The following is a 25,503-nucleotide window of genomic DNA, read 5'->3' as shown; positions in this document are numbered from 1 at the left end:
GAGTTGAAATTCCTGTTTGACACATCTTTCATGACTATACAGAAATAAAAACAATAAAACAGATAATGAAACAATTTCTAATCTCACTCCTGTTGCTTGTCTCTGCTACAACGGCATTGGCTCAACGCAACATCACGGGTACCATTACCGACCGCGACACACATGAGACAATGGAGCAAACTGCCGTACAATTGCTTAAGGCAGACAGCAGCTATGTAGCTGGAACAGTAACCAATGCCGATGGAGCCTTTAAGTTGCAGGCTCCACGTAATGGCAAGTATATTGTAAAGCTCTCAAGTGTGGGATACAAGACGCTGTTCCGCAATGTGACTATAAGCAACGACAATGACGCCAACCTTGGTAAGATTCAGTTTGCCGCATCGGCTATAGCTCTTAAAGGCACCACGGTTACTGCCCAGGCATCGAAAGTTGTGTTAAAGAAGGATACCTTTGTATATAATGCCACGGCATTCCGTACACCCGAAGGTTCTACAATTGAGGAACTTGTGAAGCGTCTGCCAGGTGCCCAGGTAGATGACGATGGCAAGATTACGATTAATGGCAAGGAAGTTAAGAAGATTAAGATAGATGGCAAGGAGTTTATGGTGGGCGATACCAAGACTGCCATGAAGAATTTGCCAACAAACATAGTTAACCAGATTAAGGCTTACGACGAGAAGAGCGACCTTGCAAAGGTTACCGGCATTGACGACGGTAATGAGCAAACGGTGCTTGACTTTGGTCTGAAGAAGGGTATGAACCGTGGTATGTTTGCCAATGCCAACCTTGCATATGGCACCAAGGACCGATATTCGGAGCGTTTTATGGGTGCTGCTTTCAGAAGCAACATGCGTTTTATGGGATTCGGATCGTTTAATAATACCAACGATATGGGACCTCATGGTGGCAGAGGTGGCGCCTGGGGACGTGGCAAGGATGGACTTAATGCTCCTAAGATGCTTGGCACCAACTTCAACTATGATAATGGAACAACTCTTTCTTGGGACGGTTCGGTGCGCTGGAACCATAAGGATGGCGATGCTTTGAAACGTTCTTCATCCGAGAATTTCGTAAGTTCGTCTTCATCGTTTGCCAATTCCTTGAGCCATAACTTTACCCGAAGCAATTCGTGGAACGCACAGATGCGTTTGGAATGGAAACCAGATACCCTGACCAATATTATGTTCCGTCCTACAATGTCGATAACATCATCCGACGGAAGCAATACCAACAACTCAGCCCAATTTAATGACGATCCTTATCAGTATGTCAATAATCCGTTGGAGGCTGAGTCGATTGAGATGCTTGCACAGCAGGGTAAAATGGTCAACACATCGAAGACAAGTTCTATAAACTATTCGGATTCGAAGAATTTTGGGGCTATGCTCCAACTTAACCGTAAGCTTAGCTCTAAGGGACGCAACGTAACATTGCGTGGCGACTTTAGCTATACAGATGGCGACACCAAGCAGTTGTCTACCAACAACGTACATCTGTATCAGACTAAGGATAAGTTTGGCAACGACTCAACATATCAGACAAACCGCTACAATGTTACACCTACCAAGAACTATAGTTACTCGGTACAGACCACTTACAGCGAACCAATATGGCGTGCCACTTTCTTGCAGTTGAGTTATAAGTTCAATTATTCTTACTCGAAGAGCGACCGTGCTACATACGACTTCTCTAATCTTGGCGAAGATTTCTTTGCAGGACTAACACCGAAGTATCGCCGTTGGGACGATTGGCTTACACGTCTTCAGAATCCATATACCGACTATGAGGACAAGTCGCTGTCACGCTATTCGGAGTATCGCAACTATACCCACGACATCGATCTTATGATACGTATGCTGCGACAGAAGTATCAACTCAACTTTGGTGTTAAGGTTCAGCCACAGACATCAAAGTTCATACAAAACTATCAAGGCGTGTATACCGACACGGTGCGCAATGTGGTTAATGTTACTCCTACTCTCGACTTCCGCTACAGATTCTCTGATGTCAGCCGACTGCGTATCAACTATCGTGGTACAACAGCACAACCATCGATGACCGACCTTCTCGACATTACCGACGATAGCGATCCACTCAACGTTACAAAGGGTAACCCTGGATTGAAACCTTCGTTCACCAATCGTCTGCGTGCCGAATACAATAATTATATAGAGAAGCGACAGATGGCGATAATGGCGAGTGTCAACTACTCTAACACACGCAACAGCATTGGATATAAGGTTACATACGATGAGAATACAGGTGGTAGAACAACACGACCTGAGAATATCAACGGCAACTGGAATGCAGGTGGTATGTTTATATTCAATATGGCTGTAGATACAGCTGGATACTGGAACATAAATACCTTTACAAATGTGGACTATCAGAACCGTGTGGGATACCTGTCGATTAATCGCAATGCCGACTCTGACCGCAATGTTACTAAGTCGACAACAATTATTGAGCGATTGGCTACCAGCTACCGCAACTCTTGGCTTGAGGTAGAACTCGACGGTTCGCTCAACTATATGCACACTCGCAACAACTTGCAGGCCACATCTAATCTTGACACTTGGCAGTTTGCTTACGGTGGTACAATCAACATCACTACACCATGGGGCACAAGTTTGTCAACCGACTTGCATCAGAACTCACGACGTGGCTATTCAGACAATTCGATGAATACAAATGAGCTGGTATGGAATGCTCAGCTTTCGCAAAGTTTCCTTAGGGGACGTAATCTAACATTGTCATTAGAATTTAACGATATATTGTCTAACCAGAGCAACTTCTCACGCACAGTGTCGGCAATGAGCCGCAGCGATGTAGAGTACAACTCTATCAACAGCTACGCTATGCTGCATGTAATCTATCGCCTTAATCTCTTTGGAGGCAAGCAGGCACGACGCGATATGATGAAACAGCGTCCTGGAGGATTTGGTAGACCAGGCTTTGGAGGTCGTCCACCAATGGGAATGCCTATGGGTGGCGGTCGCCGACCAATGATGTAAAAATAAAATTGGGTGTTTAGAAACTCGCAACTAAGAGTTTCCTAAACACCCAATTCTTTTATTCTACCTTAACCTTTTCATATCCCATAGACCTCAACATCTGCTCAAACTGCGCCTTCGCATTATTGCGTGCGGTTTGATAGTTGGCCTTTGTTAGGCAGCGCCGTTTCATCATCATGACAGCCCGGTTATACATATCCTTTCGGTCTTGGTGGCTCCACTTTCCCGATTCTATAAACGAACGTGTGCGAGCCTCATCAATAAAGTTGTTGTCGAGTAGACGTATCGGTGGCAATATGGCACGCAATGTGTCGTTTTCAATGGCAAGCCATCCCTCGTGTGCCTCTTTCATATTGATGCCAAGGCGTAAGGTTCCGTAGTATATGCGCACCAACTTGTCGTCGGAAAAGAAACCATGGCGCACAGTGTCTACCATCTCTTCGTCGTTAATCTCAAGAAACGACCACTCGCCAATTTGCTCAATAGAGCGTATCTGCGATGGTGTAATGTCTATCTTCTCGTTCTTGGTTATTACGGCAGGCGTTGATGTAGACGACACCTTATTTATATAGTGGCGTGCTACGAGCACAATGGCGACTACCGCCACCACCACAAGCACCACCTTAATTATTAAGGCGCGTACCGGGGCAAATATCCAAGAGCATCGTTTGTTCTTATCCATATTATCAAGTCTTTTAAGTATCTATATTGCTACAGTAGGTGTGGCTTGTTGCCGTACCATGCCAGTGGCTTTTTCTTATTTCTTTTTCTTCTCAACCGTTGTCTTGTCAATCAGAGCCCCAACACCATGTTTTGTAAGGTCGTGCCTGAAAGAGATGGTGATGTTTTCGGCCTTGAACCCCATCTGTTGCAACATTGGTACCAATACGTTAGCCGCTCCAATACGAGCCGACTCTAAGATATTGGTCTTTCCTATATCGGCTATTATGGCTTGGCGCCCTTGCTGTTCGAAGGCAGACAGCTCAGCATCGGTAAATCGGCTGCGTGTAAGTGCCACGTACTCTTGTATGTCGTTGTGATTGATACGTGACGACGACAGTACGATATGCGGATCGGGCAATATTATTTCTATATGCGACGAATCGCGCACCACATTCTCCGCAGAAAAGTTGGCAAAGTCGATGTATGCCTTTACTGTAGCATCTACCGGTATGGCAACCTTTCTTTCGCCAAAAGGCAGCTTTACGTCGTAGTCGTGGTTTAGCACCTTGCCCTTGAGCGACAGTTGGTCGTCGTGTGTAATTACCTTGTGCATACGATACTCTGTGGTGTAAAGGCGCGAGCACTTTTGCGCTTGCATTACAAGCACTGCAGTTGTGTCTACTTTGGGTTGTTCAACCTCCACCTTTTGTTCCTGTCGTTTGCTGCACGAAACGGCAAGCAAGGCTATCATCAGAAGTGATACGAATGTTATTCTTTTTGTCATAATCGTCTTGTTTATATTAAACATGGATGCCCGCTGCCACAATACGTTTATTCGGCCTGATTGTCTAAAGGCTTGCGATAGTTGCATCCCTCACGCCAACGGCTGCATCCGTAAGCCGTTTTGCCCTTAATGATGGTTCCCTTGCCACATATTGGGCATGTTGTACCTACAAGAGGGTCGTTGTTTGATGTTGCAGTCGGTGTGTCGGTTGATGTTGTTGAAGTGGCTGCCTTCTTCTTTGGTGTAGCCTTCTTCTTGGCTTTCTTCTTAAGGTCTTCCTCGCTAAGGGTGGTAACGCGACGGTTGCTGTTGTCGCGCAGCACATCATTCACAATCTCCGTAATCTGCTGCTTCAGACCATTAATAAAGTCGGCTGCATCGTCCTTCTTGTGTTCTATGTCACGCAGACGCTTCTCCCAGATACCCGTCAGCTCGCAACTCTTAAGCAGTTCCTCATGAATAGTGTCTATCAGTTCTATGCCAGTAGCTGTAGCCACAAGGTTCTTGCGCTCGCGTCGTATGTAATGGCGCTTGAATAGAGTCTCTATGATTCCTGCTCTGGATGATGGACGTCCTATTCCGTTCTCCTTTAAAGCGGCTCTCAATGTTTCGTCTTCTACAAATTTGCCCGCTGTCTCCATAGCTCGCAGCAATGTAGCTTCGGTATAATACTTAGGAGGTGTGGTCCACTTCTCGGATAGAGTAGGTATATGCGGTCCGCTCTCACCCTTTACAAATGTAGGCAGTGTGCGTTCCTCGTCGCCTTTGCGTTCGTCATCATCAGCTGTTGCATTCTGTTGTGCATAAACATCACGCCATCCAGCAGACAATATCTCCTTTCCAGTAGCCTTAAACTCCACATCCTCCACAGTTCCAAGAACAGTAGTTGTAGAGAATTTGCAGTCAGGATAGAACACGGCTATAAATCGGCGTGCAATAAGGTCGTACACATTGCGTTCCATATCTGTAAGGCCGGTTGCTGGCACTCCTGTTGGTATGATGGCATGGTGGTCGGTAACCTTAGATGTATCGAACACACGTTTCGACTTAGGCAATTTTTTGCCCTTTAGTGGTTCCATCAGTGCCTCGTATTGCTTACTTATGCCCGAAAGTATTGATGGACACTTTGGGTATATGTCATCGCTAAGAAACTGAGTGTCTACACGTGGATATGTTGTAAGTTTGCGTTCGTACAAACCTTGTATAAGCTTGAGTGTTGTTTCAGCACTGTACGAGAACTTGCGGTTGCATTCCACCTGCAACGATGTAAGGTCAAACAGACGTGGTGGTGCCTCTGTACCATTCTTCTTCTGTACAGCTGTAACGGTGAATGGCTTGTCGGCAATGGTGGCAAATGCAGCCTCGCCTTCCTCCTTTGTACTGAACTTGCCCTTGGTTGCGGTAAATGTAGTGTCGCGATATACGGTTGCAAGCACCCAGTAAGGCTCTGGCTCAAACGAGTCAATCTCCTTCTGTCGGTTAACAATAAGCGCCAAAGTAGGTGTCTGCACACGTCCAATACTCAGAATCTGTCTGTTCTGTCCATATTTAAGAGTATATAGTCGGGTGGCATTCATACCTAAAAGCCAGTCGCCAATAGCACGGCTCAATCCGGCAATGTATAGCGATTGGTATTCGTTTTGGTCTTTCAGCGATGCAAATCCCTCGCGTATGGCTTCGTCAGTCATAGACGATATCCACAGACGTTTAACCGGACACTTTGCACCAGCCTTTTGCATGACCCAGCGCTGTATTAGCTCACCTTCCTGTCCGGCGTCACCGCAGTTTACAATGCCGTCTGCCGATTGCATAAGCTTTTCTATCACGGCAAACTGTCGTTTAATGCCGTCGTCGTCAATTAGCTTTATTCCGAATCTTTGAGGTATCATCGGCAGTGATGACAGGCTCCAATGCTTCCACATCTCTGTGTAGTCGTTAGGCTCTTTAAGCGTACATAGGTGACCAAATGTCCAAGTCACTTGGTAGCCGTTGCCCTCCATATATCCTTGGTGCGAGTTTGTTGCGCCCAGAATACGGGCGATATCCTTAGCAACACTTGGTTTCTCGGCAATGCAGACAATCATGTTTTCTTTCTTGAGTTTTATTTGTTTATGATGCAAAGTTAGCTATAATTTTGCTATTATGTGGGTGCCTTGGCGAAATAATTATCACATATATGTGTCTTCAATGTCCTAAAAACTTGCCCGAACGAAATAAAAGTGTTAGCTTTGCATTATCTTTTTATTGACCACATGAAGAAAATATTGTTGTTAGGTTCAGGCGAGTTAGGCAAGGAGTTTGTCATCGCCGCAAAGCGTGCAGGACAATATGTCATTGCATGCGACAGATACAAGGGTGCTCCGGCAATGCAGGTTGCCGATGAGCATGAAGTGTTCAACATGCTTGATGGCGATGCTTTGACTGCTGTTGTTGAGCGTCATCATCCCGACATTATTGTGCCTGAGATTGAGGCTATACGCACCGAGCGTCTTTTCGACTTTGAAAAGGAAGGCATACAAGTGGTGCCAAGTGCCCGCGCCGTGAACTATACAATGAACCGTAAGGCTATTCGCGACCTTGCAGCTAAGGAGTTAGGACTGCGTACTGCCAAATATTTCTACGCTACCACTCTTGAGCAATTGCGCGAGCACTCAAAGGAGATTGGTTTCCCATGTGTTATCAAGCCTCTTATGTCGTCGTCGGGTCATGGTCAGAGCATTGTTCGCAAGCCCGAAGATTTGGAAAAGGCTTTTAACGATGCTATGGAAGGAAGCCGTGGCGACGTTAAGGAGATTATCATTGAGGAGTTTATCCACTTCGACTCTGAGTTTACATTGCTTACCGTTACACAGAAGGATGGCCCCACATTGTTCTGCCCGCCTATAGGTCATGTGCAGAAGGGAGGCGACTATCGTGAAAGTTGGCAGCCGTTCCAGTTGCCTGAAGACGAGCTTCGCAAAGCAGAGGATATGGCAGAAAAGGTTACACGCGCGCTTACCGGAGCTGGTCTTTGGGGTGTGGAGTTCTTCCTTACCAAGCAGGGTGAGGTTATCTTCTCTGAACTTTCGCCACGTCCGCACGATACAGGTATGGTTACGCTTGGTCATACCACCAACCTCTCCGAGTTTGAGTTACATTTCCGTGCCGTTATGGGACTGCCTATTGCTGGTATACATCTTGAGCATGCTGGTGCAAGTGCAGTTGTACTCTCGCCTTCAGAAACCAACGACCCTCTGCCATACAATCTTGTTGATGCATTGAAGGAAGACTATACACGTGTACGTATCTTCGGCAAGCAAGAGGCTCATGTTGGTCGCCGTATGGGTGTGGTTCTGTGCTATGGCCAACCCCAAGACGATACAACCCTACTTCGTGATAAGGCTAAGCGATTGGCAGCTACCGTGCTTGGTACCGATCCTTATATGGAGAAGTAAGATATCTAATTTAAGTTTAGCATGTCTTCCACATGCTTACAGTAAACGAGTAGACAAGTAAACAAGGAGATTAGCCTTATAGGTTTAATCCTTGCAAACAGCGATAATCAAGGAAAATATATTTCCTTGTTTACTCCTCTACTGGTTTTTAATTCCTCACCACATGAACTACAATTCGTTATTCTTTCTTTGTGCATTTCCCGTAATTTTTATTTTATATTATGTTGCAACCTCTATGTTGTCAACATCTGTTCGTACGAAGACCGGAAACGCATTGCTACTATTATTCTCTTATGCCGTACTTACATTCGAAAATTCGTTAGCTTGTATATGGCTTGCGTATGTAACGGTGGTTACGTTCTTTGGTGCTAAGTATGTTGTTCGTCATCGTTTGCCATTGTTTGCCACGTTGATGCTTGCTGTTTTGCCACTTTTAGTGTTCAAGTATTATGGCTTTGCTTGTGCTATATTGACAGATATAGGTTTGCCTTGCAGTAGCCATAGCCTTGTGGTGCCTATAGGTATATCTTTCTTTACACTACAGTCTATAGGCTACATCATAGACGTATATCGTGGCAAGATGCAGCCCGAAACAAGTTTGCTTGATCATTCGCTATTTCTTGGTTTCTTTCCACAGATTGTTGCAGGCCCGATAAATCGTTATAGTAAGTTGATGCCTCAAATCAAGGGCAATCGTGTCTTCAACAGTCAGCAATCAGTCGAAGGTCTGCGTATGCTTTTATGGGGAATGTTTCTCAAGGTAGTAATAGCCGACAGGCTATTGCTTTATGTAGACAATACAGTAGAGCATCTTGCTGCAGCCGATGGTTCTGCATTGTTGTCTATGGCTTTATTCTATTCGTTTCAGATATATAGCGACTTTGCCGGCTATTCGTTAATGGCTATAGGTACAGCCAAAATATTAGGTTTCGACTTGACCGACAACTTCCGCCGTCCATATTTCTCTATTAGTGTTACCGATTTTTGGCATCGTTGGCACATCTCTCTATCCTCATGGTTGCGCGATTATGTATACATATCGTTGGGCGGAAATCGTTGTAGTCGTTGGCGCCATTATGCCAACATCGTACTAACGTTTCTTGTAAGTGGTCTATGGCATGGTGCCAACTACACTTTCTTGGTGTGGGGATTGCTTCATGGTGTATTTCAGTGTATAGAGAAAGCAGCAGGTTTAAATAACAAGGTAGCCAGTGGCAAGCTATTAAAGGCTTTGCGCATATTGGTTACGTTTATCATTATTACGCTGTTGTGGGTTGTGTTCCGTATGCCAACACTTGCTGATGTATGTACCGTGTTTGGCAGAATAGCTACTATAACCAACTTCCACCTTGTTATGCCAGAGAAGTATGTACTACTTTTATTGTCTATAGCATTGCTAAAAGATGCTGTTGATGAGTATCGTCCGCAATACGATTTGTTTCATCATCGTTCGCAATGGCTTAGATGGGCAACCTATGTGTTTGTAGGAATGTCAATAATACTCTTCGGAGTGTTTGATTCTGGTCAATTTATTTATGCTAAATTCTGATAGTTTTATGAGGAGTTTTTTATTTCGACTATTATGCTATGTTGCTTTAATGGCTGCTGTTTGTGGTGGTGCTATACTGTTGCTACACCTTGCCGAACGTAAGGCTGGAGGAGCAACGGGTCGTACATTATATATCAACGATTCGCTTATGGCAGACGTCTTAGTATTTGGCTCGTCAAGAGCACTACACCATTACGATCCTACAATTATGCAGCCCCTACTCCAACATGATGTTTATAATTGTGGCGAAGACAAGATGGGCATAATATTTAATTATGGAAGATACTGCATTGTGTCGCGTCGATATGCGCCTAAGGTCATTGTATATGATATAGAACCCGATTACGACTTGCTTTACGACGACAATACCTCGTATATATCTGGCTTGCGACAGTATCAAGATATGGCCGAAATTCGCAACTTGTTAGTTGATGTTGACTCATCCGAGCGTATCAAAACCTTGCTATGGCCTTATCAGCTTAACAACAGGTTGCTACCAATGATTAAAGATATAGTGTCGCCTGCTGATATTTTTAAATTAGGATATCTGCCTTATGAGGGCATAATGGAGGTGTTCTTGCCTGAGAAACTTCCACAGGACAATTACGATTTGCTGAAACGTAAGTATCTTGAGAAGTTAGTAGCCCACTGTCAAGGCCGTACACAGATAGTGTTTACTGCCAGTCCGCAACTGTCTTATAGAAGCGATAGCGTGTATGTGCCGCTAAAGAAGTATTGTGCCGAGAGTGGCATACCATTTCTCAACCACTTCTGCGACACCGCCTTTACCAATCATCCGCAACTGTTTCATGATGCCAACCATCTGGAGCGTCGCGGAGCCGAACGCTTTTCAGCTATGATATCAAAGGAGATAAAGAGGTGCCTAAAGTAGAACCAACCAATATGGCAAGCCTTATTGACACCTTTACTTACAATAAAAATATACAATTTGCGTTATACTAATAGATAGGGAGGCATTGTGTCCTGCCGTCAATTTTATCATAAATGTAGTATCGACAATGAAAGTTTCTGACGCTAAGATAATTGAAATACAAAAGATAGAAGACCGTCGTGGCAATCTGTCGGTTGTTGAAGAGTTCAAGGACGTGCCCTTCCATATTGCTCGTGCCTATTGGTTGTATGATGTGCCTGGAGGTGAGAGTAGGGGAGGACATGCACACCGTAAGCTCAAGCAGTTGCTTATAGCCCTTAGCGGCAGTTTCACAGTTACATTAGACGATGGTAGGGAGCAACGCAAGTTTTTGCTCAATCATCCCTACCAAGGTTTAGAGATAGAAACAGGCATATGGCGCACACTCGACGATTTCTCGTCGGGTGCTGTATGCCTTGTGCTTGCTTCTGAGCCTTACGACGAATCGGACTATATCTACGACTACGATGAATTCTTAAAATACAAGGGATGCTCACGGTAATAAGATACAATCACGATAGAGCTGCCGAGTGGGATGCGTTTGTTGCTGGAGCCAAGAATTCAACCTTTCTCTTGATGCGTGGTTATATGGACTATCATAGCGACCGATTTACAGATTGTTCGCTGATGATTTATAAACATAAAGACGAGGTAACAATTAATGCTACGCTTGTTGCACTTCTTCCGGCAACTATTCATGGCGATGAGCTGCGCTCGCACGGCGGTCTGACATACGGTGGACTAATTATGAATGCTGATATGACAGCCGAATTGTGTCTTGATGTATTCGCTGCTATCAATAGTTTCTTACGCAACGAGTGCGGTGTAAACAGAGTTGTGTATAAGCCAACACCATGGATTTACCACACAATGCCTGCAGAAGAAGACCTTTATGCTATTGTCAAAGTGTGCAAGGCGCAGATATTGGGTCGCGAAGTATCTTCAACCATTTGTCTCTACAACCCACTCAAGTTTACAAAACAACGTCATCGTGGTGTCAACAAGGCGCGTCGCAATGGCATACGAGTGGTAGAAAGCAATGACATTAAGGCTTTCTGGCATATTCTCGACAATAATCTTATGGCCAAGTATGGTGTGCATCCCGTTCATACCATAGCCGAGTTGGAGCTTCTTTGCTCTCGTTTCCCCGACAATATACGTTTATTTATGGCTTATCTTGGCGATGAGGCTCTTGGCGGAACATTGGTGTTTGAGTGTGGCAGAGTGGTTCATACTCAGTATATCTCTGCTTCGCCACGTGGCAAGGAGCTTGGAGCCTTAGACCTTGTTTTCTATTGGCTTGTCAACGAACACTATAATGGTATTATGTATCTTGACTTTGGCAAGTCTACCGAAGATAAAGGTAGCTATCTTAACAGCAACCTTATACACCAGAAAGAGGGATTTGGAGGTCGTGGTGTATGCTACGACATTTACGAATGGACTATAGAATAAGAACTACGAGATGATAAAATTTCTTGACTTAAAGGACGTCACGGCATTGCATAAGGACGAAATCAACCAAGCCGTGGCAAATGTTGTCAATGGTGGATGGTATCTACAAGGTGCTGCCAACGACGACTTCTGCCATAAGTTTGCCCAGTATATAGGCACACGCTATTGCATAGGCTGTGGCAATGGGCTTGATGCCCTTACCCTTATCTTGCGTGCATACAAGGAGATGGGAGTGATGAAGGAAGGCGACGAGGTTATTGTGCCTGCCAACACCTTTGTGGCTACCATACTTGCCATTACCGAAAACCGTCTTAAGCCAGTGCTTGTAGAACCTCGATGGGATACTTTCCAAATAGACGATAGCCTTATTGAGCAAGCTATTACCCCACGTACCCGAGCCATATTGTTGGTGCATCTCTATGGTCGCTGTGCTTATACCGAGCTTATTGGCGACATATGCCGCCGGCATAACCTAAAGCTTATTGAGGACAATGCCCAGGCTCATGGCTGTATGCATGGTGATAGACGTACTGGTTCACTTGGCGATGCTGCTGCCCACAGCTTTTATCCTGGCAAGAATCTTGGTGCCCTTGGCGATGGTGGAGGCATAACTACCAACGACAAGCATCTTGCCGATATGGTAAAGATGCTTGGCAATTATGGCTCCGAGCGCAAGTATGTCTTCTCGCATGTTGGTGTCAACTCGCGCCTTGACGAGATACAGGCTGCCGTGCTTGCTGTAAAACTGCCCTATCTTGATCAGGAGAATGCGCGCCGTCGCGAGCATGCACTATATTATATAAGGTGTATCAACAATCCTGCAGTATCGGTTCCTACCGAGGATTATTGGCAAGAGAATGTATTCCATATATTCCCGCTAATGTCTCCGCATCGCGACGAGCTGATGCAGTATCTTTTGGACAACGGTGTTCAAACCGCCATCCATTATCCCATACCGCCGCACAAGCAGAAGGCTTATGCCCAGTGGAACAATATGTCATTGCCTATTACTGAGCGCATACATAGAGAAGAATTGAGTCTACCTATCAGTCCAACGCTCACCGATGGCGAGCGTCAGAAGGTGGTAGATTTAATCAACAGCTTTGTTCCGTCACGTGTTTGACGTGTCGTCTTGGCACATATCTACCTGTATTACACATTATACATAATATATACACTACACAAATGAGCAATAACAACAATCATAAGCTTGGCGAGGCACCTTGGTTTCACGTCATCATATCTACAGGTTTTGGCACGGGTTTCTTTCCTTGGGGGCCTGGCACCTTTGGCGGTCTGATAGCCTTGCTTATATGGATAGGTCTTTATTTCGTGCTTTCGCCATTATGGCTATGTGTTGCAACAGTGGCCTTGGTGTTGGGCTCGTTATTTATTGGCGTGTGGACCGATAATGTAATGGAGCGTTATTGGGGCGAAGACCCGCGCACGGTAATCATAGACGAGTACTTTGGCACATGGATGGCTACGCTGCCCGCTCTATTTGTAGACGGTCCGGCATGGCGCCCAATACTGCTTGCATCTCTTGGTTTTGTGCTTTTCCGCATAATAGACATCACAAAGCCTCTTGGTTGCCGATGGGTAGACCGCAACATACATGGTGGATGGGGATGTATGCTTGACGACGCATTAGCAGCATTCTATGCTATAATAGTGGTGACGATTGTACGCTTTGTGATATAAAAATGTTTAACAAAGTTTGGCTTTTTCGTCAAAAGTGCTTATCTTTGCACAATCCTAACATTAGGATGATAGTTATCCAACAATAAAAAACAATCAAAAGCATTGCCTATCGGAGCACATTTACTTAATTATAAAAGATTTAAGAAATGAAAAATTTGCAAGATATGACCGACGAAGAGTTGGCCTTATCATACGCTGATGGGAACAACCGGGCTTTTGATTTGTTGTTGCTGCGCAACCAGTCTAAGTTATTCTCATACATACTCTTCGTGGTGCACGACCGCGAGACTGCCGAAGATATCTTCCAAGAAACCTTCGTCAAGGTAATTTCGCGCCTACAGGAAGGACGTTATACGGTTAGCGGTAAGTTCGGTGCGTGGATTATGCGTATTGCGCATAACGCCATAATGGACTGGTATCGCGACCAGGCTTCTATGCGCATTGTCGACACTTCTGCCGACAACGACCTCTCAAATATCCCTGGTGCCGATATCTTTGAAGGCAATATAGAGAACCGTTTTGTCAATTCGCAGATAATGACAGATGTGAGACGTCTGCTCGACGCACTGCCTCCAATGCAGCGCGAAGTGGTATATATGCGCTTCTATCAGCAGTTGTCGTTTAAGGAGATTGCCGACTCTACCGACGTTAGCATAAACACTGCCCTTGGACGTATGCGATATGCGCTACTCAATATGCGACGCATGGCAAAAGCAAACAATATGGTTCTGCAACTGGCGTAAAAAAGAAACTATAAAAAACAAAAGAGGTTGGTGCAGGATGCTACCAACCTCGTAAAGACGGATTTCGTAAAAAACGAAATCTCTAAAAATGATACCGCAAATATATAGCTTTATCTTGAACAAAACAAATATTTAGTGCAAAAAAGTGGGTTATTTAACATATTAAGCTATTTTTGCACCTTGTTAGGCATATAAACACTTATTTATACTATGGGTAGAAACAAATACTCGAACAAGGAGATTGACGGCATTGCTAAGCTGTTGCGACTTAAAAATTCGGCCAATCGTGCCAAGCAAAAGGAATTGAGACATAAGTTGCGCGTGGAATATGAATTCAATATTTCCGACTTTAATGTCCCAGGTCGTTCCTTTGGCGAACAAGAATTGTACGACGCTATAAACCGAAGAGCTATAGTTATACTCGACGATAAAACCATTGCTGATATGAAGGCTAAGCGCCAACGCGATCGTGAACGCGATGAGGCTATACGCCAACAAGAAGCTGTAGAAGCTGGCGAACAGACCGACTGGAAAGAAGCTATGAAGCAGTGGGAAGACTGGGAAGCGCAAGAAATGTCGAAGATAGAAGATTAATTGTGTCTTCTATCTTCTTAAAAACATCAAACTCTAAACCTGTTGAAAATCAGTGTGTTGTACTAATAATGAACTTATTTAGACTTTATTGTAACAAATAAAGATTTAAAAATTCTTGCCGTAATATTTAATTTGCTTATCTTTGCAAACGTGTTACGGACAACACTCAACGTGGTTGAAGCAACACGACAAATAAAACAACTATCAAAATTTATAAAATTAAAATCTGTATTATTAACTAAAAAATCAAAACTATTATGATTAAAAATTTACGCTCAATCATTGCAGTTGCATTCATGACAGTATGTGCTTCAGTTTCTGCACAGTCAACATTCGATTTCAACGCTCTTTATGAAAGTAAGGTAAATAATAAAGGTATATTCTATTTGGGTGACCCAAAGAAGCCTAAAGAAATAACCGTTACATCTACAGTGGATGATGTTACTCTGTCTTTTATTGCAGGTAATTGTAGTTCTGCACCTCAGTACATAAAGTATGACGAAAATGCTACTAAAGCTACAGGCTGTGTTGCTCTTTATGGAGGTAAACCAGGTAAAGATATTGCAGCAGAGGGTTCACAGATGAAATTTGTCAAGGCTAATGGTAACATGAAAGAGATTATCTTTGAAGCCAACAAAGTTGCAGGAAATGGTATATTTACTGCATCTACTGGAGAGTTGAAGATGGACAAAAAAACTCGTAATTACACTTGGACAGGTGATGCAAGCGAGGTAACATTTACAATTGGTAAGAAGGATCTTGCAAAAACATCTGCTCTAAATTTTAATGGTGTAATTGTTAACACAACAATTACTGGTATCACTAACATCACAGCCGAGAAGGCTCAGAACGGTGTTCGTTACAACCTCGCTGGTCAGCGTGTAAGCAAGGACTTCAAGGGCGTTGTTATCGAGAACGGCAAGAAGATGATTGTAAAGTAATCGGGAATATATTTAAGAATCTTAATGAGTTAAGGGTTTGTTGAGGCTGCAGTCTCGACAAACCCTTTCTTCTTTTATGTCATGGCATATGGACTTATTGGCTCTGTTTTCACACCATAAATATGCCTCCAAAAAGTAATATAATATACTTTGCCATTTAATATAATATACTTTGCCATTTAATATAATATACTTTGCCATTTAATATAATATACTTTGCCATTTAATATATATTACTTTGACCTTTTAATATATTGACTTTTCTTTGTTTTTTTCCGAAACGTCCTCTTAATATTAAATTAACCTATTTTTAACCCCATATCCCTTTGTTCGTATATATTATTTGTATAACTTTGCAATATCATAGGGTGCTACCCTAACAATGTGTAAGAAACTATATACATACAAACATCTATAAACTTTAAAACAAAACTATTATGATTAAAACTTTACGCTTTACATTGATGGCTGTGATGATGCTCATTTGCGGAGCTATATCAGCACAGACTGTTGTGACATTCACTGCTGGCACAGATAAGTCAGAAGGTGCAACTCTTACTAAGGGTGGTATTACACTTACCTTGGATAAGGGAACATCTACTTCAGGCCTTGGCAAGTTGGCAACAACAGAGTACAGATTATATAAGGGCAATGTCCTTACTGTATCTTCTACAATAGGGGACATTACTAATATTGAGTTCACTTGTACAGCTAAGAATACTGCTAAGTACGGTCCTGGTTGCTTTGCCTCTCAGACTGGTTATACCTTTGAAGGTACTGTAGGTACATGGGTTGGTAGTGCTACTTCTGTAGATTTTACAGCTGAAACAGCTCAGGTTCGTGCTAAGACTATTAAGGTTACTATTGGTGGTGCTGCTGGCGAGACAAAGAAGGCTGCTAAACTTGCTTTCTCTGAAGAAAAGGTTAACCATGAGGTAGGTACAGATTTTACATCTCCTACTTTCTCATGGGAGACTACTGCTACAGTTAAGTTCTCTTCCGACAACGAGGCTGTTGCTACAGTAAATGCTGAGGGTGTTATTGCTCTTGGTACAGAGGAAGGCAAGGCTGTTATTACAGCTGAGTCTGCTGAGAACGACGTATACGCTGCTGGTACGGCTACTTGCACTGTATATGTATGGCACTACGTAACATACAAGAAAGCTACTGCGATCGAGTCTGGCAAGAAGTATCTCATCGTTGCACAGCGTGATGGAAATACATATTATGCTATGCCTTGCAAGGAGAGCTATAAGTATGGTTACCTTAGTACAGTGATGAAGGAAGGAACTTTGGACGAGTTGAAGGTAGAGTCTTCTTACGACGACAACTTCGTATTTGCTGAATGCGAGGATGGTTACTCTATTCAGGACTGCTATGGTCGTTACCTCTATATGGATGATGATCCTAACCACAAGAGCTTCCAGCTTGGTACAGAGCCTGTAGCTTGGGAACTTGAGGCTTCTGATAACGGCACATTCTCTCTTACAAACAATGGTAAGTTTATCCAGTTTGGTCAAGGTACATTCAAATCATTCGGTGCTTACGCTACCAAGCAGGACAATACAGTTCTTCCTATGCTCTTCAAGATGGTTGAGGGTACGACTGGTATCAACAACATCCAGACTACAACAGCTGTTAAGAACAATGTGATGTACAACATCGCTGGTCAACGTGTTAACAAGGACTATAAGGGTCTTGTTATCATGAACGGCAAGAAGATGATGGTTAAGTAATTATAGGCTTGTATAAGTCTTTTGTACAACAATAAAATTAATTAAAAAACGTCCATTACATGCGTAATGGACGTTTTTTAATTATAGGAGGTACGGTCTCCGAACCGTACCACTCAAGCAATTTTTTATCTATTTGTTTTGTTATACCCTGTCTTTTTATTACTTTTGCAACCCTAATCAATAAAAGAAAGACACAATGATAGTATTTGCAGACAAACAGGATATAACACGTGTAGGATTGATACACGTGGCCGACAGTTTGAGCGAGGCACCACAATATCGCAGCGTAGAAGACAAAGCTACGCTGATAGAAACACTTAACGAAGAGTCGGATGCTGCGGTTTATCTCGACTATACTATGTTCGACATTAACGATGTGGCAGAGCTTCAAATCATAGCCCAGCGTTTTCCAAATGCCTTATGGGTATTGTTTTGCGACGAACTAAGCTATGAGTTTATCAATCAGACTGTGGCAAACAACCGTCAGTTTGGTATTGTGATGAAGGATTCGCCATTGTATGAGATACGCGAGTCGATGATGTATGCCTTGCGCCACCAAAGGTTTATCTGCCAACATATAGCCGAGATGTTGCTCAATCCGCCTGTAGTAGACGATATGTCGCCAGCTATTGCCTGCCTTACCAAGACAGAGAAAGAAATACTGAAGCTTATAGCCATGGGACTTACTACAAAGGAGATAGCCGAACGCCGATTCTCCTCATTCCATACAGTAAACACTCATCGCAAGAATATCTTCCGCAAGCTTGGTGTCAACAATGCACACGAGGCTACCAAGCTGGCGCTACGTGCCGGAGTGGTTGATAGTGCTGAGTATTATATCTGATGTTACCATAAGGCAACTTTGCCGTAGCCACCCATATCGAAGCTTGCGCTAATTCCCATTGCACGGAACACTCTTGCAATAGTTCCAAAGGATAGGTTTTTACCATTTTCAATACGGCTAACTTGCGACTTTGTTACCCCCATTAACTCACCAAGTTGTTCTTGGCTTAGTTTCTTGGCTTTACGGGCTTTCTTAATAGTCTCGCCCATTAGGTAGGAGTTTATATCCGCTTCGTATTTGTCGCGTAGCGGTTCTCCTTCCTTTCCTAATACTTTGTCAAGCATTTCTTCATGCGTGTATAGTTTCATCTGTTCCATAATCTTTATTTTTTAGAGTTGAAATATTTTGTTCGTATAGTCTCAGCTTTGTCTATTTCTTTTTGGGGAGTTTTTTGAGTTTTCTTTATAATTCCATGAGTTGCTACTACCAATTTGTTCTCGTCTGTGTCCCAAAATGCAAACAGACGATATGCTTGTTTATTGTAGAGAGTTCTAAACTCCCATATTTCGGTGTTTTCTAATTTCTTGAATATCTCTTTGTCTATATAATACATACTTTTTCCGATGTTGTATGTTATCTTGCTTTTCACCTTGTCATCAAGTGAAGCAAGAAACTCTATTGCTTCTTCTAAGTATGCAATTTTAAATAATGGATCTTCTTTCATAGGCTGTTTGTTTGTTATTCGTTCAACTTGTTCATTGCAAAGATATGAAGAATAGTTGATATATAACTCAACAAATAAAAATGTTTCTCTTTCTAATATATTATTTAACATTTGGTTGATGCCATACAAAAAGGCTCACGAACCAATCCCGGTCCATGAGCCTCAAAGGTAAATATAGATGTTTAGAAATTAGTCGTTTTAGTGCATTTGCACTATATCTTAGAATGTCGCCATAAAGGCGAATCGTATACCGTTTTCCTTGATGTCCGGTCCGTGATAGTTCATACGGCGAACATAGTCTATAGCAAAGAACTTGAATATGTTGTGCACACCCACTACTATTTCCCAGTATGGTGTCTTCTTGTCCATAACCTTAGTGCCTTCAGGGAACTGGAACAACAATGGGTCGTTCTGGTTCTGTGCCAGCATTGGGTTGTTCTTGTCGGTAAGTGTGCTCCACATACCCTTTACTCCAATCCACTCACGCCACTTAAGTTTGCGTATCAGCGGTATACGGTTTAATATTTTTCCGTTTAGGTCCCACGATATAGAACCATAGCAGTAGCGGTCGTTAAGGAACTCCATGTTCTTCATCATCGACATAGTGTTCTCAAGCTCAAAGTAGGTAAGGTTTACTGGAGGCATGCAAAGCAATGGGAAAGGCACCTTGTTCCACTGTGCTCCCGCATTGATGTGCGTGTCGATATATCCCCAGCTACCCATCCAGAAGCGTTTGTATATTCCGGCTTCGGTGAAGTTGAGCTTGTATTGTCCGCCAAGCACATTGTTCAAGCCAACTGTATGGCTTACCGTAAACTCAGGAGCGTCGAGGTTTACCGGCCAGCGTTGCTGCTTGGTGTTGATAAATGTCTGTCCTGGGCAGTAGCGCAATCCAATCTTGAATTCGGTTGTGCGTATACGGTTTACATATTCGTTGCCGTCGGCAGTAGGATTAGTTATTGCTCCAGGCATCTTCTTGAATACAAGGTCGCCAGTTGGACGGTTGCTTTCTGCCTTTACAGATGTGTTTATAGAGAATCCCCAGTCGGTTTCATAGTCGAACGACAGCTTCTGTCTGTTGTAGAAGTACATCTGTTCTACCTTCTGTGTGCGCAACGACATAAATACGTTATCCTTGTTGTGTATGAGGAACTTGTCGGAAGGCGACATAACATCATATCCCGTCTCGAAGGTGATGTTGCGCTGTGGAAACTCAAACGGCACATTCTTCTTCTTGTTGAGCGAGTAGGTTATCTCCGTGCCATAATAGTGTTTTTGCGACTCTGTACCATAGGCATAATATCCCTTCCAGAAGAGATGCTTGTTGAGGTTGGCTGTAGTACGGCCACTGACACGCAGACGATACTTGTCGACAAAGTTGGAAGATATAATGGTGTTAACCGGACCAAAATCGAACTTCGACTTTGTTCGCATAGAGCCCGTCTCAACATAGTTTTCGAGCAAGGCACGCAGTCCGAATATAATCCATTTAAAGTTCTTCGACTGTTCGATGCGGTGTATAAAGGCATTCATCGACGATTCGCCCTTAGTAAGTTCCACTGCACGATATTGATTCCAAAAAGCCTCGTCGCGCACCATAGCATCAGCCTCATGCTTTACTTTAGCTTTGCCCTTAAACAGTTTCTTAGGCAAATCGTCGAAGGCATAGTCGTCGTATCGTGTAGTTTTGGTAACAAGAACCCCACCAAGGAACTTGTTTACCTTAAGCTCAGCAGTAAGATCATCCACCGAAAGAGCCCATTCGCCGTTAGGCAACTTGGTGTACTCTTGTGTAATCTTCATATCCTCAACAAAGTTCACATCTGTGCGCTTAGGCAAGGTGAATGTGCACTTCTTGACATGAAGTGTAGAGTCGGCAAGCACAAACAGCTCGCCACGGAATCCAAAGTCCTGCTGGTTGTTAGGTATAAACTCAAGATGATAGCACAAGTCGTGGTTTACATACACTGTATCCTGGATGTAATAGCGATAGAACGAGATAGCGGTCTCGCCTATAGGCGATACAAACTGATACTGCATAAGGCGCATGTGGTCGTCGTAGATATCAACATCGGTGAAAACCTCCTTAAGCATGGTATTAAGAATCTCGCCAGTCTGAAGCAAGTTGTTAACACCCTCTTGGCGCTGACCTTTAATAATGTCTTTCTCCTCCTTAGGGTTCTTGCGGTAGATGTGCTGAGTAACAGTTTCGTCTACCGACACTGGAAGTATAAGCTTGCCGTTGTATGGCGAAGTCTCTATCTGGTCCTTAACATACGACTTGTTCTTAAATCGGCCCGTAGTAAGGTCTTCGGGCTTGATGTCGTTAAGGGCAAACGAAATCTTTTGGTACTTGTTATACTGATAATAGTCGTTGTTTTCGAGATGGGTACGTTTCTTGGCGGCAATGACACGCTTCATAAGCTCCACTGCCGGATTGTTCTTGCGCGAATAACGTTCGCGCTTCTGTTTGATAACCACCTCGCCAAGCGAGCGTGAGTCTTCCTTAAGCACAATCTTTAGGTGCGATGGTGTGCTTGAGCTAACCTTTATAGTTTGCGGTTGGAAGCCTACCGAACTGAACGTTAGTTCCCATCCGTTATGACGTGCAATAGAGAACTTGCCGTTAATATCGCTTGCTTCGGCCACATGGTGCCCCTTGTATATAGCACTTGCCAATGGGATGGGATAGCCATCACTATCGTATATCTCACCTGTAATTTGTTGTGCGCTTACTACGGTTGTCAACAACAATAGCAGCAATGTAATACCAAAATACCTTTTCACCTGTAATTAACTATTTATCCTTTTAGATTTCTACTGCAAAGTTATATATAATAAATGAAAAAAGGATAGAAAACTTTTCGCATTTAAATATTTTTCTATAATTTTGCATCCTTAGTAGGGGATGAGTGCCTAATAAGTAAGGTTTAAAAGAGGTATAGTCCCCATTTTCTACATTATTATATATAGTAACAAAACAATTATATTTTACAGACATAACGTGCGATGGGCAATCTTAAGAATACTATTGCCACGTTTGCCAAAGCCCAATGTTCGGCATGGGTAGCATCATGCGTAGACTTCGGTATAACGCTGTTGCTTGCTAATGTGCTGGGTATGTGGTATGCTTATGCCACATTGTTGGGAGCCTTCAGCGGTGGACTTGTCAATTGTGGCATCAACTACCGTTGGGTTTTTCATGCAATAGGGCTTAAGAAGAAGTACGTGGCGTTGCGCTATGTGTTTGTGTGGATAGGCAGCATAGCCTTCAACACCTTAGGCACATGGCGGCTAACCGAACTGACGGGTATGAATTACATCATATCAAAGACCATTGTGGCTGTGCTGGTAGCTGTGCTGTGGAATTATCAGATGCAGCGCACCTTTGTGTTCCATTATGGAAGGTCGTGCGGGCAATAATGCTTGATATCTGCCACCGACGATGGCAAAGCATAGTCAACCAATAAAAGAAACAAAATAAATTAAAGAATATGAATTATAGGGATTTTTTACAGAAGGTGATATATGTCATCATCAACCCTCTGATTAAGGGAATGATAAAGATAGGCATCACTCCCAACTTCATTACAACAACGGGTTTCTTGCTTAATGTTGTGGCAACAGCAATGTTTATTTATGCAGCCGAACTGCCTTCAGAAGAGGCAATGGCATGGATAGGATGGGGTGGAGGTGTAATCCTCTTTGCCGGATTGTTTGATATGATGGACGGTAGATTGGCACGTATGGGCAATATGTCGTCTACATTTGGAGCATTGTGGGACTCGACACTCGACCGATACAGCGAGCTTTGCACCCTCTTTGGCATATGCTACTTCTTGCTTAGCATAGAAGGATGGGAATGGGCAGGCATCGTTACCTTTGTAGCTATGGTAGGCTCGGTAATGGTAAGTTATGTGCGTGCGCGTGCCGAAGGTCTGGATATAGAATGCAAGGTTGGACTAATGCAGCGCCCTGAGCGTGTAGTTGTTACAGCCATAGGTGCAATATTCTGCGGCGTGTGCAGCAATGTATGGGTGCTTGTAGTACCTATGATTATCATCGCTGTGCTTGCCAATATCACTGCCTTTTGGCGTGTGGCACATTGTTATAAGGAGTTGAACAAGCGCGACGGCAAGAAAGCCTAAGCCAGTTGTAGGCAATAGAAAATCTATTTGATATAAAATGTTCAGCATTTACATTATATTATTCTGGTTGCTCCTTGTGGTCTTGCGTCCTACACGCAAGGTGGCATTGGCTCTGTTGCCGTGGCTTCTCTTTGCCGTGAGCTACGACTCTATGCGCTTTTATCCCAACTACAAGGTAAATCCCATTGATGTTAGAGGACTATTTGAGGCCGAACGCTCGCTGTTTGGAATAGCCACAACATCGGGAACAGTTATACCAGGCGAATGGTTCAACATGCACAACTGTGCCGTTGCCGACTTTATGGCAGGCGTGTTCTATCTATGTTGGGTACCGGTGCCGTTGGGTTATGCCATTTGGTTGTACCTTAAGGGCAAGCGCGAGATGTATCTTCGCTTCTCGTTTGCCTTCCTCTTTGTCAACCTTGTAGGCTTCTGTGGATATTATATACATCCGGCAGCGCCACCTTGGTATGCCCTTAACTATGGTTTTGAGCCTGTGCTTAATACCCCAGGCAATGTAGCAGGCTTAGGTAGATTCGACCAGTTGCTTGGCATTCCAGTGTTCAAGTCTATTTACGGCAACAACAGCAATGTGTTTGCTGCAGTTCCGTCGCTGCATGCAGCCTACATGCTTGTAGCTACCATATATGCCGTAAAGGCGCGCGAGCATAAACTTACCATCGCCGTTTTTGCCTTCATCTGTATGGGTATATGGTGGACAGCTGTCTACAGCACACATCATTATATTATAGACGTATTGCTCGGTATACTTACAGCCATTATTGGGGTAGTGGTGCTTGAGGGCTGCATACTGCGCAATGCAGCTGTGGGCAATGTGTTGAAGAAATATATTGCAAAGATATCCTAACAATAATGAAGTATATTGCAGTATTGACAATAGCCGGTTCGGACAGTTGTGGCGGAGCCGGAGTGCAGGCAGACATCAAGACGATGTCTGCCTTAGGTGTTTATGCGGCATCGGCAATAACATCGATAACCGTGCAGAACACTATGGGGGTGAAAGCCATTCAGTCTATTAAGCCCGATATTGTATCGGGACAGATAAAGGCTGTAATGGACGACATCAAGCCTGAGGCGGTGAAGATAGGAATGGTAAACGATGTGGCAACAATAAAGTCAATAGCCAATACTCTGCAAGAGAGCAAGCCGGGCATAATGGTTATTGATCCAGTAATGGTGTCTACCAGTGGATCAATGCTTATGCAGCCCGAAGCCTTAGACATATTCTGCCGTATGTTGTTGCCAATGGCTACATTGCTTACACCAAATGTGCCCGAAGCCGAGGTTCTGTCAAACATCAAGATAAACAGTATGGACGATATGGACCGTGCCGCACATAACATACTCGACATGGGATGTAAGGCTGTGCTGATAAAGGGAGGACATCTTGAGGGAAACAAGAAGATAGACCGACTGTATATTAATAACGGCGAAACGCACCAGTATGTGCACGAAACCATACATACACGCAATACACATGGCACTGGTTGCACTCTATCCTCGGCAATAGCCTCTTTTATGGCACGTGGCGAAGATATGCCACAAGCTGTGGCAAAAGCCAAGACATATCTTTCTATGGCTCTTGTAGCCGGAAAGGATGTGAATATAGGCGAGGGACACGGTCCTGTTGACCATTTGTTTAATCCTGAGAAATTGATAATAAGATGATACAATTCATAACACACTCAAATACACGTTACGATTATGTGGAAGGCGCACGTCTTGCTCTTGAGGGCGGATGCCGATGGATTCAGTTGAGAATGAAGGATGCCCAAGAAGTCGACTTCTTATTGGCTGCCAAGCAGATTGGTGCTATGTGCAAGGAGTATGGCGCCACATTTATTCTTGACGACCATGTAGAATGGGTAGGAATTACTGGTGCCGACGGTGTGCACTTAGGCAAGAATGATATGCCAGTGGACGAGGCACGCAACCAGCTTGGTGCAAACCGCATAATAGGAGGCACGGCAAACACCTTTGAGGATGTAGAACGCTTGTGGCGTCAAGGTGCCAACTATATAGGTTGTGGACCCTATCGATTTACAACAACCAAGAAGAATCTGTCTCCGGTATTGGGACTTGATGGCTATCGACACATTATCAGTAAGATGAAGGCGCATGACATCAACATCCCCGTTGTAGCCATTGGCGGCATCTTGCAGCCCGATATAAAGGATGTAATGGCAACAGGCGTTAGTGGCATAGCTGTTAGTGGCGCTATACTTAATGCCGAGAATCCGATGGAAGAGATGAAACGCTTTATAGACAGCTTGTTGTAATG

General features: G+C 43.7%; 24 protein-coding genes. 18 read left to right on the top strand and 6 right to left on the bottom strand.

Annotated elements, in window-relative coordinates; all coding sequences use genetic code 11:
• Window positions 1-65 precede the first annotated feature (65 nt).
• Window positions 66-3,014, top strand: coding sequence for a TonB-dependent receptor (locus C9991_RS14965; RefSeq protein ID WP_106813283.1), 2,949 nt, complete (start codon window positions 66-68; stop codon window positions 3,012-3,014).
• Between the two features lie 58 nt (window positions 3,015-3,072).
• Here the strand turns inward: C9991_RS14965 and C9991_RS14960 are convergent, their stop codons facing one another.
• From C9991_RS14960 to C9991_RS14950, 3 genes are all read right to left on the bottom strand, one after another.
• Window positions 3,073-3,696, bottom strand: a complete 624-nt coding sequence (locus tag C9991_RS14960; RefSeq protein WP_106813282.1) for a DUF4230 domain-containing protein — start codon at window positions 3,694-3,696, stop codon at window positions 3,073-3,075.
• A gap of 75 nt (window positions 3,697-3,771) precedes the next feature.
• Entirely contained in the window at window positions 3,772-4,461 is a 690-nt protein-coding gene (locus C9991_RS14955; RefSeq protein ID WP_106813281.1) for a DUF4230 domain-containing protein, read from the bottom strand.
• A 47-nt stretch (window positions 4,462-4,508) separates the two neighbouring features.
• Window positions 4,509-6,545, bottom strand: a complete 2,037-nt coding sequence (locus tag C9991_RS14950) for a DNA topoisomerase 3 (RefSeq protein ID WP_106813280.1) — start codon at window positions 6,543-6,545, stop codon at window positions 4,509-4,511.
• A gap of 168 nt (window positions 6,546-6,713) precedes the next feature.
• Between C9991_RS14950 and purT the strand changes: the two genes are divergently transcribed.
• From purT to C9991_RS14890, 12 genes are all read left to right on the top strand, one after another.
• Window positions 6,714-7,895 carry a formate-dependent phosphoribosylglycinamide formyltransferase gene (gene purT, locus C9991_RS14945; RefSeq protein WP_106813279.1) on the top strand — a complete coding sequence of 394 codons (1,182 nt, stop codon included), beginning with the start codon at window positions 6,714-6,716 and terminating at the stop codon, window positions 7,893-7,895.
• Between the two features lie 235 nt (window positions 7,896-8,130).
• A complete protein-coding gene (locus C9991_RS14940; RefSeq protein WP_232823363.1) occupies window positions 8,131-9,444 on the top strand; it encodes an MBOAT family O-acyltransferase in 1,314 nt (437 codons plus the stop codon).
• Between the two features lie 7 nt (window positions 9,445-9,451).
• Window positions 9,452-10,336: a hypothetical protein gene (locus C9991_RS14935; protein ID WP_157949504.1), complete on the top strand. Its 885-nt coding sequence runs from the start codon at window positions 9,452-9,454 to the stop codon at window positions 10,334-10,336.
• A gap of 127 nt (window positions 10,337-10,463) precedes the next feature.
• Window positions 10,464-10,877 carry a sugar 3,4-ketoisomerase gene (locus C9991_RS14930; RefSeq protein ID WP_106813276.1) on the top strand — a complete coding sequence of 138 codons (414 nt, stop codon included), beginning with the start codon at window positions 10,464-10,466 and terminating at the stop codon, window positions 10,875-10,877.
• A complete protein-coding gene (locus C9991_RS14925) occupies window positions 10,865-11,830 on the top strand; it encodes a GNAT family N-acetyltransferase (RefSeq protein WP_106813275.1) in 966 nt (321 codons plus the stop codon). The genes C9991_RS14930 and C9991_RS14925 overlap by 13 nt, the downstream gene beginning before the upstream one ends.
• A gap of 10 nt (window positions 11,831-11,840) precedes the next feature.
• Entirely contained in the window at window positions 11,841-12,953 is a 1,113-nt protein-coding gene (locus C9991_RS14920; RefSeq protein WP_106813274.1) for a DegT/DnrJ/EryC1/StrS family aminotransferase, read from the top strand.
• Window positions 12,954-13,015: 62 nt separating this feature from the next.
• The gene (locus C9991_RS14915; protein WP_106813273.1) at window positions 13,016-13,531 is read left to right on the top strand and encodes a phosphatidylglycerophosphatase A family protein; all 516 of its coding nucleotides are present in this window, start codon (window positions 13,016-13,018) and stop codon (window positions 13,529-13,531) included.
• 146 nt (window positions 13,532-13,677) lie between these two features.
• Window positions 13,678-14,274 carry an RNA polymerase sigma factor gene (locus tag C9991_RS14910; RefSeq protein ID WP_106813272.1) on the top strand — a complete coding sequence of 199 codons (597 nt, stop codon included), beginning with the start codon at window positions 13,678-13,680 and terminating at the stop codon, window positions 14,272-14,274.
• 210 nt (window positions 14,275-14,484) lie between these two features.
• Complete coding sequence (locus C9991_RS14905) at window positions 14,485-14,868, top strand: hypothetical protein (protein WP_106813271.1); 384 nt, start codon at window positions 14,485-14,487, stop codon at window positions 14,866-14,868.
• Window positions 14,869-15,125: 257 nt separating this feature from the next.
• On the top strand, window positions 15,126-15,809 hold the full coding sequence (locus C9991_RS14900; protein ID WP_157949503.1) for a hypothetical protein: 684 nt from the start codon (window positions 15,126-15,128) through the stop codon (window positions 15,807-15,809).
• A gap of 437 nt (window positions 15,810-16,246) precedes the next feature.
• Window positions 16,247-17,545 carry a hypothetical protein gene (locus tag C9991_RS14895; protein ID WP_157949502.1) on the top strand — a complete coding sequence of 433 codons (1,299 nt, stop codon included), beginning with the start codon at window positions 16,247-16,249 and terminating at the stop codon, window positions 17,543-17,545.
• Between the two features lie 196 nt (window positions 17,546-17,741).
• Window positions 17,742-18,389, top strand: coding sequence for a response regulator transcription factor (locus C9991_RS14890; protein WP_106813268.1), 648 nt, complete (start codon window positions 17,742-17,744; stop codon window positions 18,387-18,389).
• Window positions 18,390-18,391: 2 nt separating this feature from the next.
• Here C9991_RS14890 and C9991_RS14885 read toward each other — a convergent pair whose 3' ends face one another.
• The 3 genes from C9991_RS14885 to C9991_RS14875 all read right to left on the bottom strand — a co-directional run bounded on the left by C9991_RS14885 (window position 18,392) and on the right by C9991_RS14875 (window position 21,840).
• Window positions 18,392-18,706, bottom strand: a complete 315-nt coding sequence (locus tag C9991_RS14885; RefSeq protein WP_106813267.1) for a helix-turn-helix domain-containing protein — start codon at window positions 18,704-18,706, stop codon at window positions 18,392-18,394.
• A gap of 5 nt (window positions 18,707-18,711) precedes the next feature.
• The gene (locus C9991_RS14880; RefSeq protein ID WP_106813378.1) at window positions 18,712-19,053 is read right to left on the bottom strand and encodes a type II toxin-antitoxin system RelE/ParE family toxin; all 342 of its coding nucleotides are present in this window, start codon (window positions 19,051-19,053) and stop codon (window positions 18,712-18,714) included.
• A gap of 219 nt (window positions 19,054-19,272) precedes the next feature.
• Window positions 19,273-21,840 (bottom strand): DUF5686 family protein, encoded by a 2,568-nt coding sequence (locus C9991_RS14875; RefSeq protein WP_106813266.1) that lies wholly within the window; start codon window positions 21,838-21,840, stop codon window positions 19,273-19,275.
• Between the two features lie 222 nt (window positions 21,841-22,062).
• Here C9991_RS14875 and C9991_RS14870 point away from each other — a divergent pair, with 222 nt between their 5' ends.
• From C9991_RS14870 to C9991_RS14850, 5 genes are all read left to right on the top strand, one after another.
• Entirely contained in the window at window positions 22,063-22,476 is a 414-nt protein-coding gene (locus C9991_RS14870; RefSeq protein ID WP_106813265.1) for a GtrA family protein, read from the top strand.
• Between the two features lie 71 nt (window positions 22,477-22,547).
• Entirely contained in the window at window positions 22,548-23,201 is a 654-nt protein-coding gene (locus tag C9991_RS14865) for a CDP-alcohol phosphatidyltransferase family protein (RefSeq protein WP_106813264.1), read from the top strand.
• Window positions 23,202-23,238: 37 nt separating this feature from the next.
• Window positions 23,239-24,069 carry a phosphatase PAP2 family protein gene (locus tag C9991_RS14860; protein WP_106813263.1) on the top strand — a complete coding sequence of 277 codons (831 nt, stop codon included), beginning with the start codon at window positions 23,239-23,241 and terminating at the stop codon, window positions 24,067-24,069.
• A 5-nt stretch (window positions 24,070-24,074) separates the two neighbouring features.
• On the top strand, window positions 24,075-24,890 hold the full coding sequence (gene thiD / locus C9991_RS14855) for a bifunctional hydroxymethylpyrimidine kinase/phosphomethylpyrimidine kinase (RefSeq protein WP_106813262.1): 816 nt from the start codon (window positions 24,075-24,077) through the stop codon (window positions 24,888-24,890).
• Window positions 24,887-25,501: a thiamine phosphate synthase gene (locus C9991_RS14850; RefSeq protein WP_106813261.1), complete on the top strand. Its 615-nt coding sequence runs from the start codon at window positions 24,887-24,889 to the stop codon at window positions 25,499-25,501. Before thiD ends, C9991_RS14850 begins: the two co-directional genes overlap by 4 nt.
• Window positions 25,502-25,503: the final 2 nt, after the last annotated feature.

Source organism: Prevotella merdae, from assembly GCF_900290275.1.
GTDB lineage: Bacteria > Bacteroidota > Bacteroidia > Bacteroidales > Bacteroidaceae > Prevotella > Prevotella merdae.
The sequence above is the reverse complement of the archived record's forward strand: the minus strand, read 5'-3'. Positions and strand labels throughout refer to the sequence as shown.

Coding starts and splice junctions, on each gene's coding strand:
- C9991_RS14960 (WP_106813282.1), bottom strand. CDS start 3,696: ATGGATAAGAACAAACGATGCTCTTGGATATTTGCCCCGGTACGCGCC.
- C9991_RS14870 (WP_106813265.1), top strand. CDS start 22,063: ATGGGCAATCTTAAGAATACTATTGCCACGTTTGCCAAAGCCCAATGT.
- C9991_RS14930 (WP_106813276.1), top strand. CDS start 10,464: ATGAAAGTTTCTGACGCTAAGATAATTGAAATACAAAAGATAGAAGAC.
- C9991_RS14900 (WP_157949503.1), top strand. CDS start 15,126: ATGATTAAAAATTTACGCTCAATCATTGCAGTTGCATTCATGACAGTA.
- C9991_RS14955 (WP_106813281.1), bottom strand. CDS start 4,461: ATGACAAAAAGAATAACATTCGTATCACTTCTGATGATAGCCTTGCTT.
- C9991_RS14910 (WP_106813272.1), top strand. CDS start 13,678: ATGAAAAATTTGCAAGATATGACCGACGAAGAGTTGGCCTTATCATAC.
- C9991_RS14935 (WP_157949504.1), top strand. CDS start 9,452: ATGAGGAGTTTTTTATTTCGACTATTATGCTATGTTGCTTTAATGGCT.
- thiD (WP_106813262.1), top strand. CDS start 24,075: ATGAAGTATATTGCAGTATTGACAATAGCCGGTTCGGACAGTTGTGGC.
- C9991_RS14950 (WP_106813280.1), bottom strand. CDS start 6,545: ATGATTGTCTGCATTGCCGAGAAACCAAGTGTTGCTAAGGATATCGCC.
- C9991_RS14965 (WP_106813283.1), top strand. CDS start 66: ATGAAACAATTTCTAATCTCACTCCTGTTGCTTGTCTCTGCTACAACG.
- C9991_RS14890 (WP_106813268.1), top strand. CDS start 17,742: ATGATAGTATTTGCAGACAAACAGGATATAACACGTGTAGGATTGATA.
- C9991_RS14920 (WP_106813274.1), top strand. CDS start 11,841: ATGATAAAATTTCTTGACTTAAAGGACGTCACGGCATTGCATAAGGAC.
- C9991_RS14860 (WP_106813263.1), top strand. CDS start 23,239: ATGTTCAGCATTTACATTATATTATTCTGGTTGCTCCTTGTGGTCTTG.
- purT (WP_106813279.1), top strand. CDS start 6,714: ATGAAGAAAATATTGTTGTTAGGTTCAGGCGAGTTAGGCAAGGAGTTT.
- C9991_RS14865 (WP_106813264.1), top strand. CDS start 22,548: ATGAATTATAGGGATTTTTTACAGAAGGTGATATATGTCATCATCAAC.
- C9991_RS14885 (WP_106813267.1), bottom strand. CDS start 18,706: ATGGAACAGATGAAACTATACACGCATGAAGAAATGCTTGACAAAGTA.
- C9991_RS14880 (WP_106813378.1), bottom strand. CDS start 19,053: ATGAAAGAAGATCCATTATTTAAAATTGCATACTTAGAAGAAGCAATA.
- C9991_RS14915 (WP_106813273.1), top strand. CDS start 13,016: ATGAGCAATAACAACAATCATAAGCTTGGCGAGGCACCTTGGTTTCAC.
- C9991_RS14940 (WP_232823363.1), top strand. CDS start 8,131: ATGTTGTCAACATCTGTTCGTACGAAGACCGGAAACGCATTGCTACTA.
- C9991_RS14895 (WP_157949502.1), top strand. CDS start 16,247: ATGATTAAAACTTTACGCTTTACATTGATGGCTGTGATGATGCTCATT.
- C9991_RS14905 (WP_106813271.1), top strand. CDS start 14,485: ATGGGTAGAAACAAATACTCGAACAAGGAGATTGACGGCATTGCTAAG.
- C9991_RS14850 (WP_106813261.1), top strand. CDS start 24,887: ATGATACAATTCATAACACACTCAAATACACGTTACGATTATGTGGAA.
- C9991_RS14925 (WP_106813275.1), top strand. CDS start 10,865: ATGCTCACGGTAATAAGATACAATCACGATAGAGCTGCCGAGTGGGAT.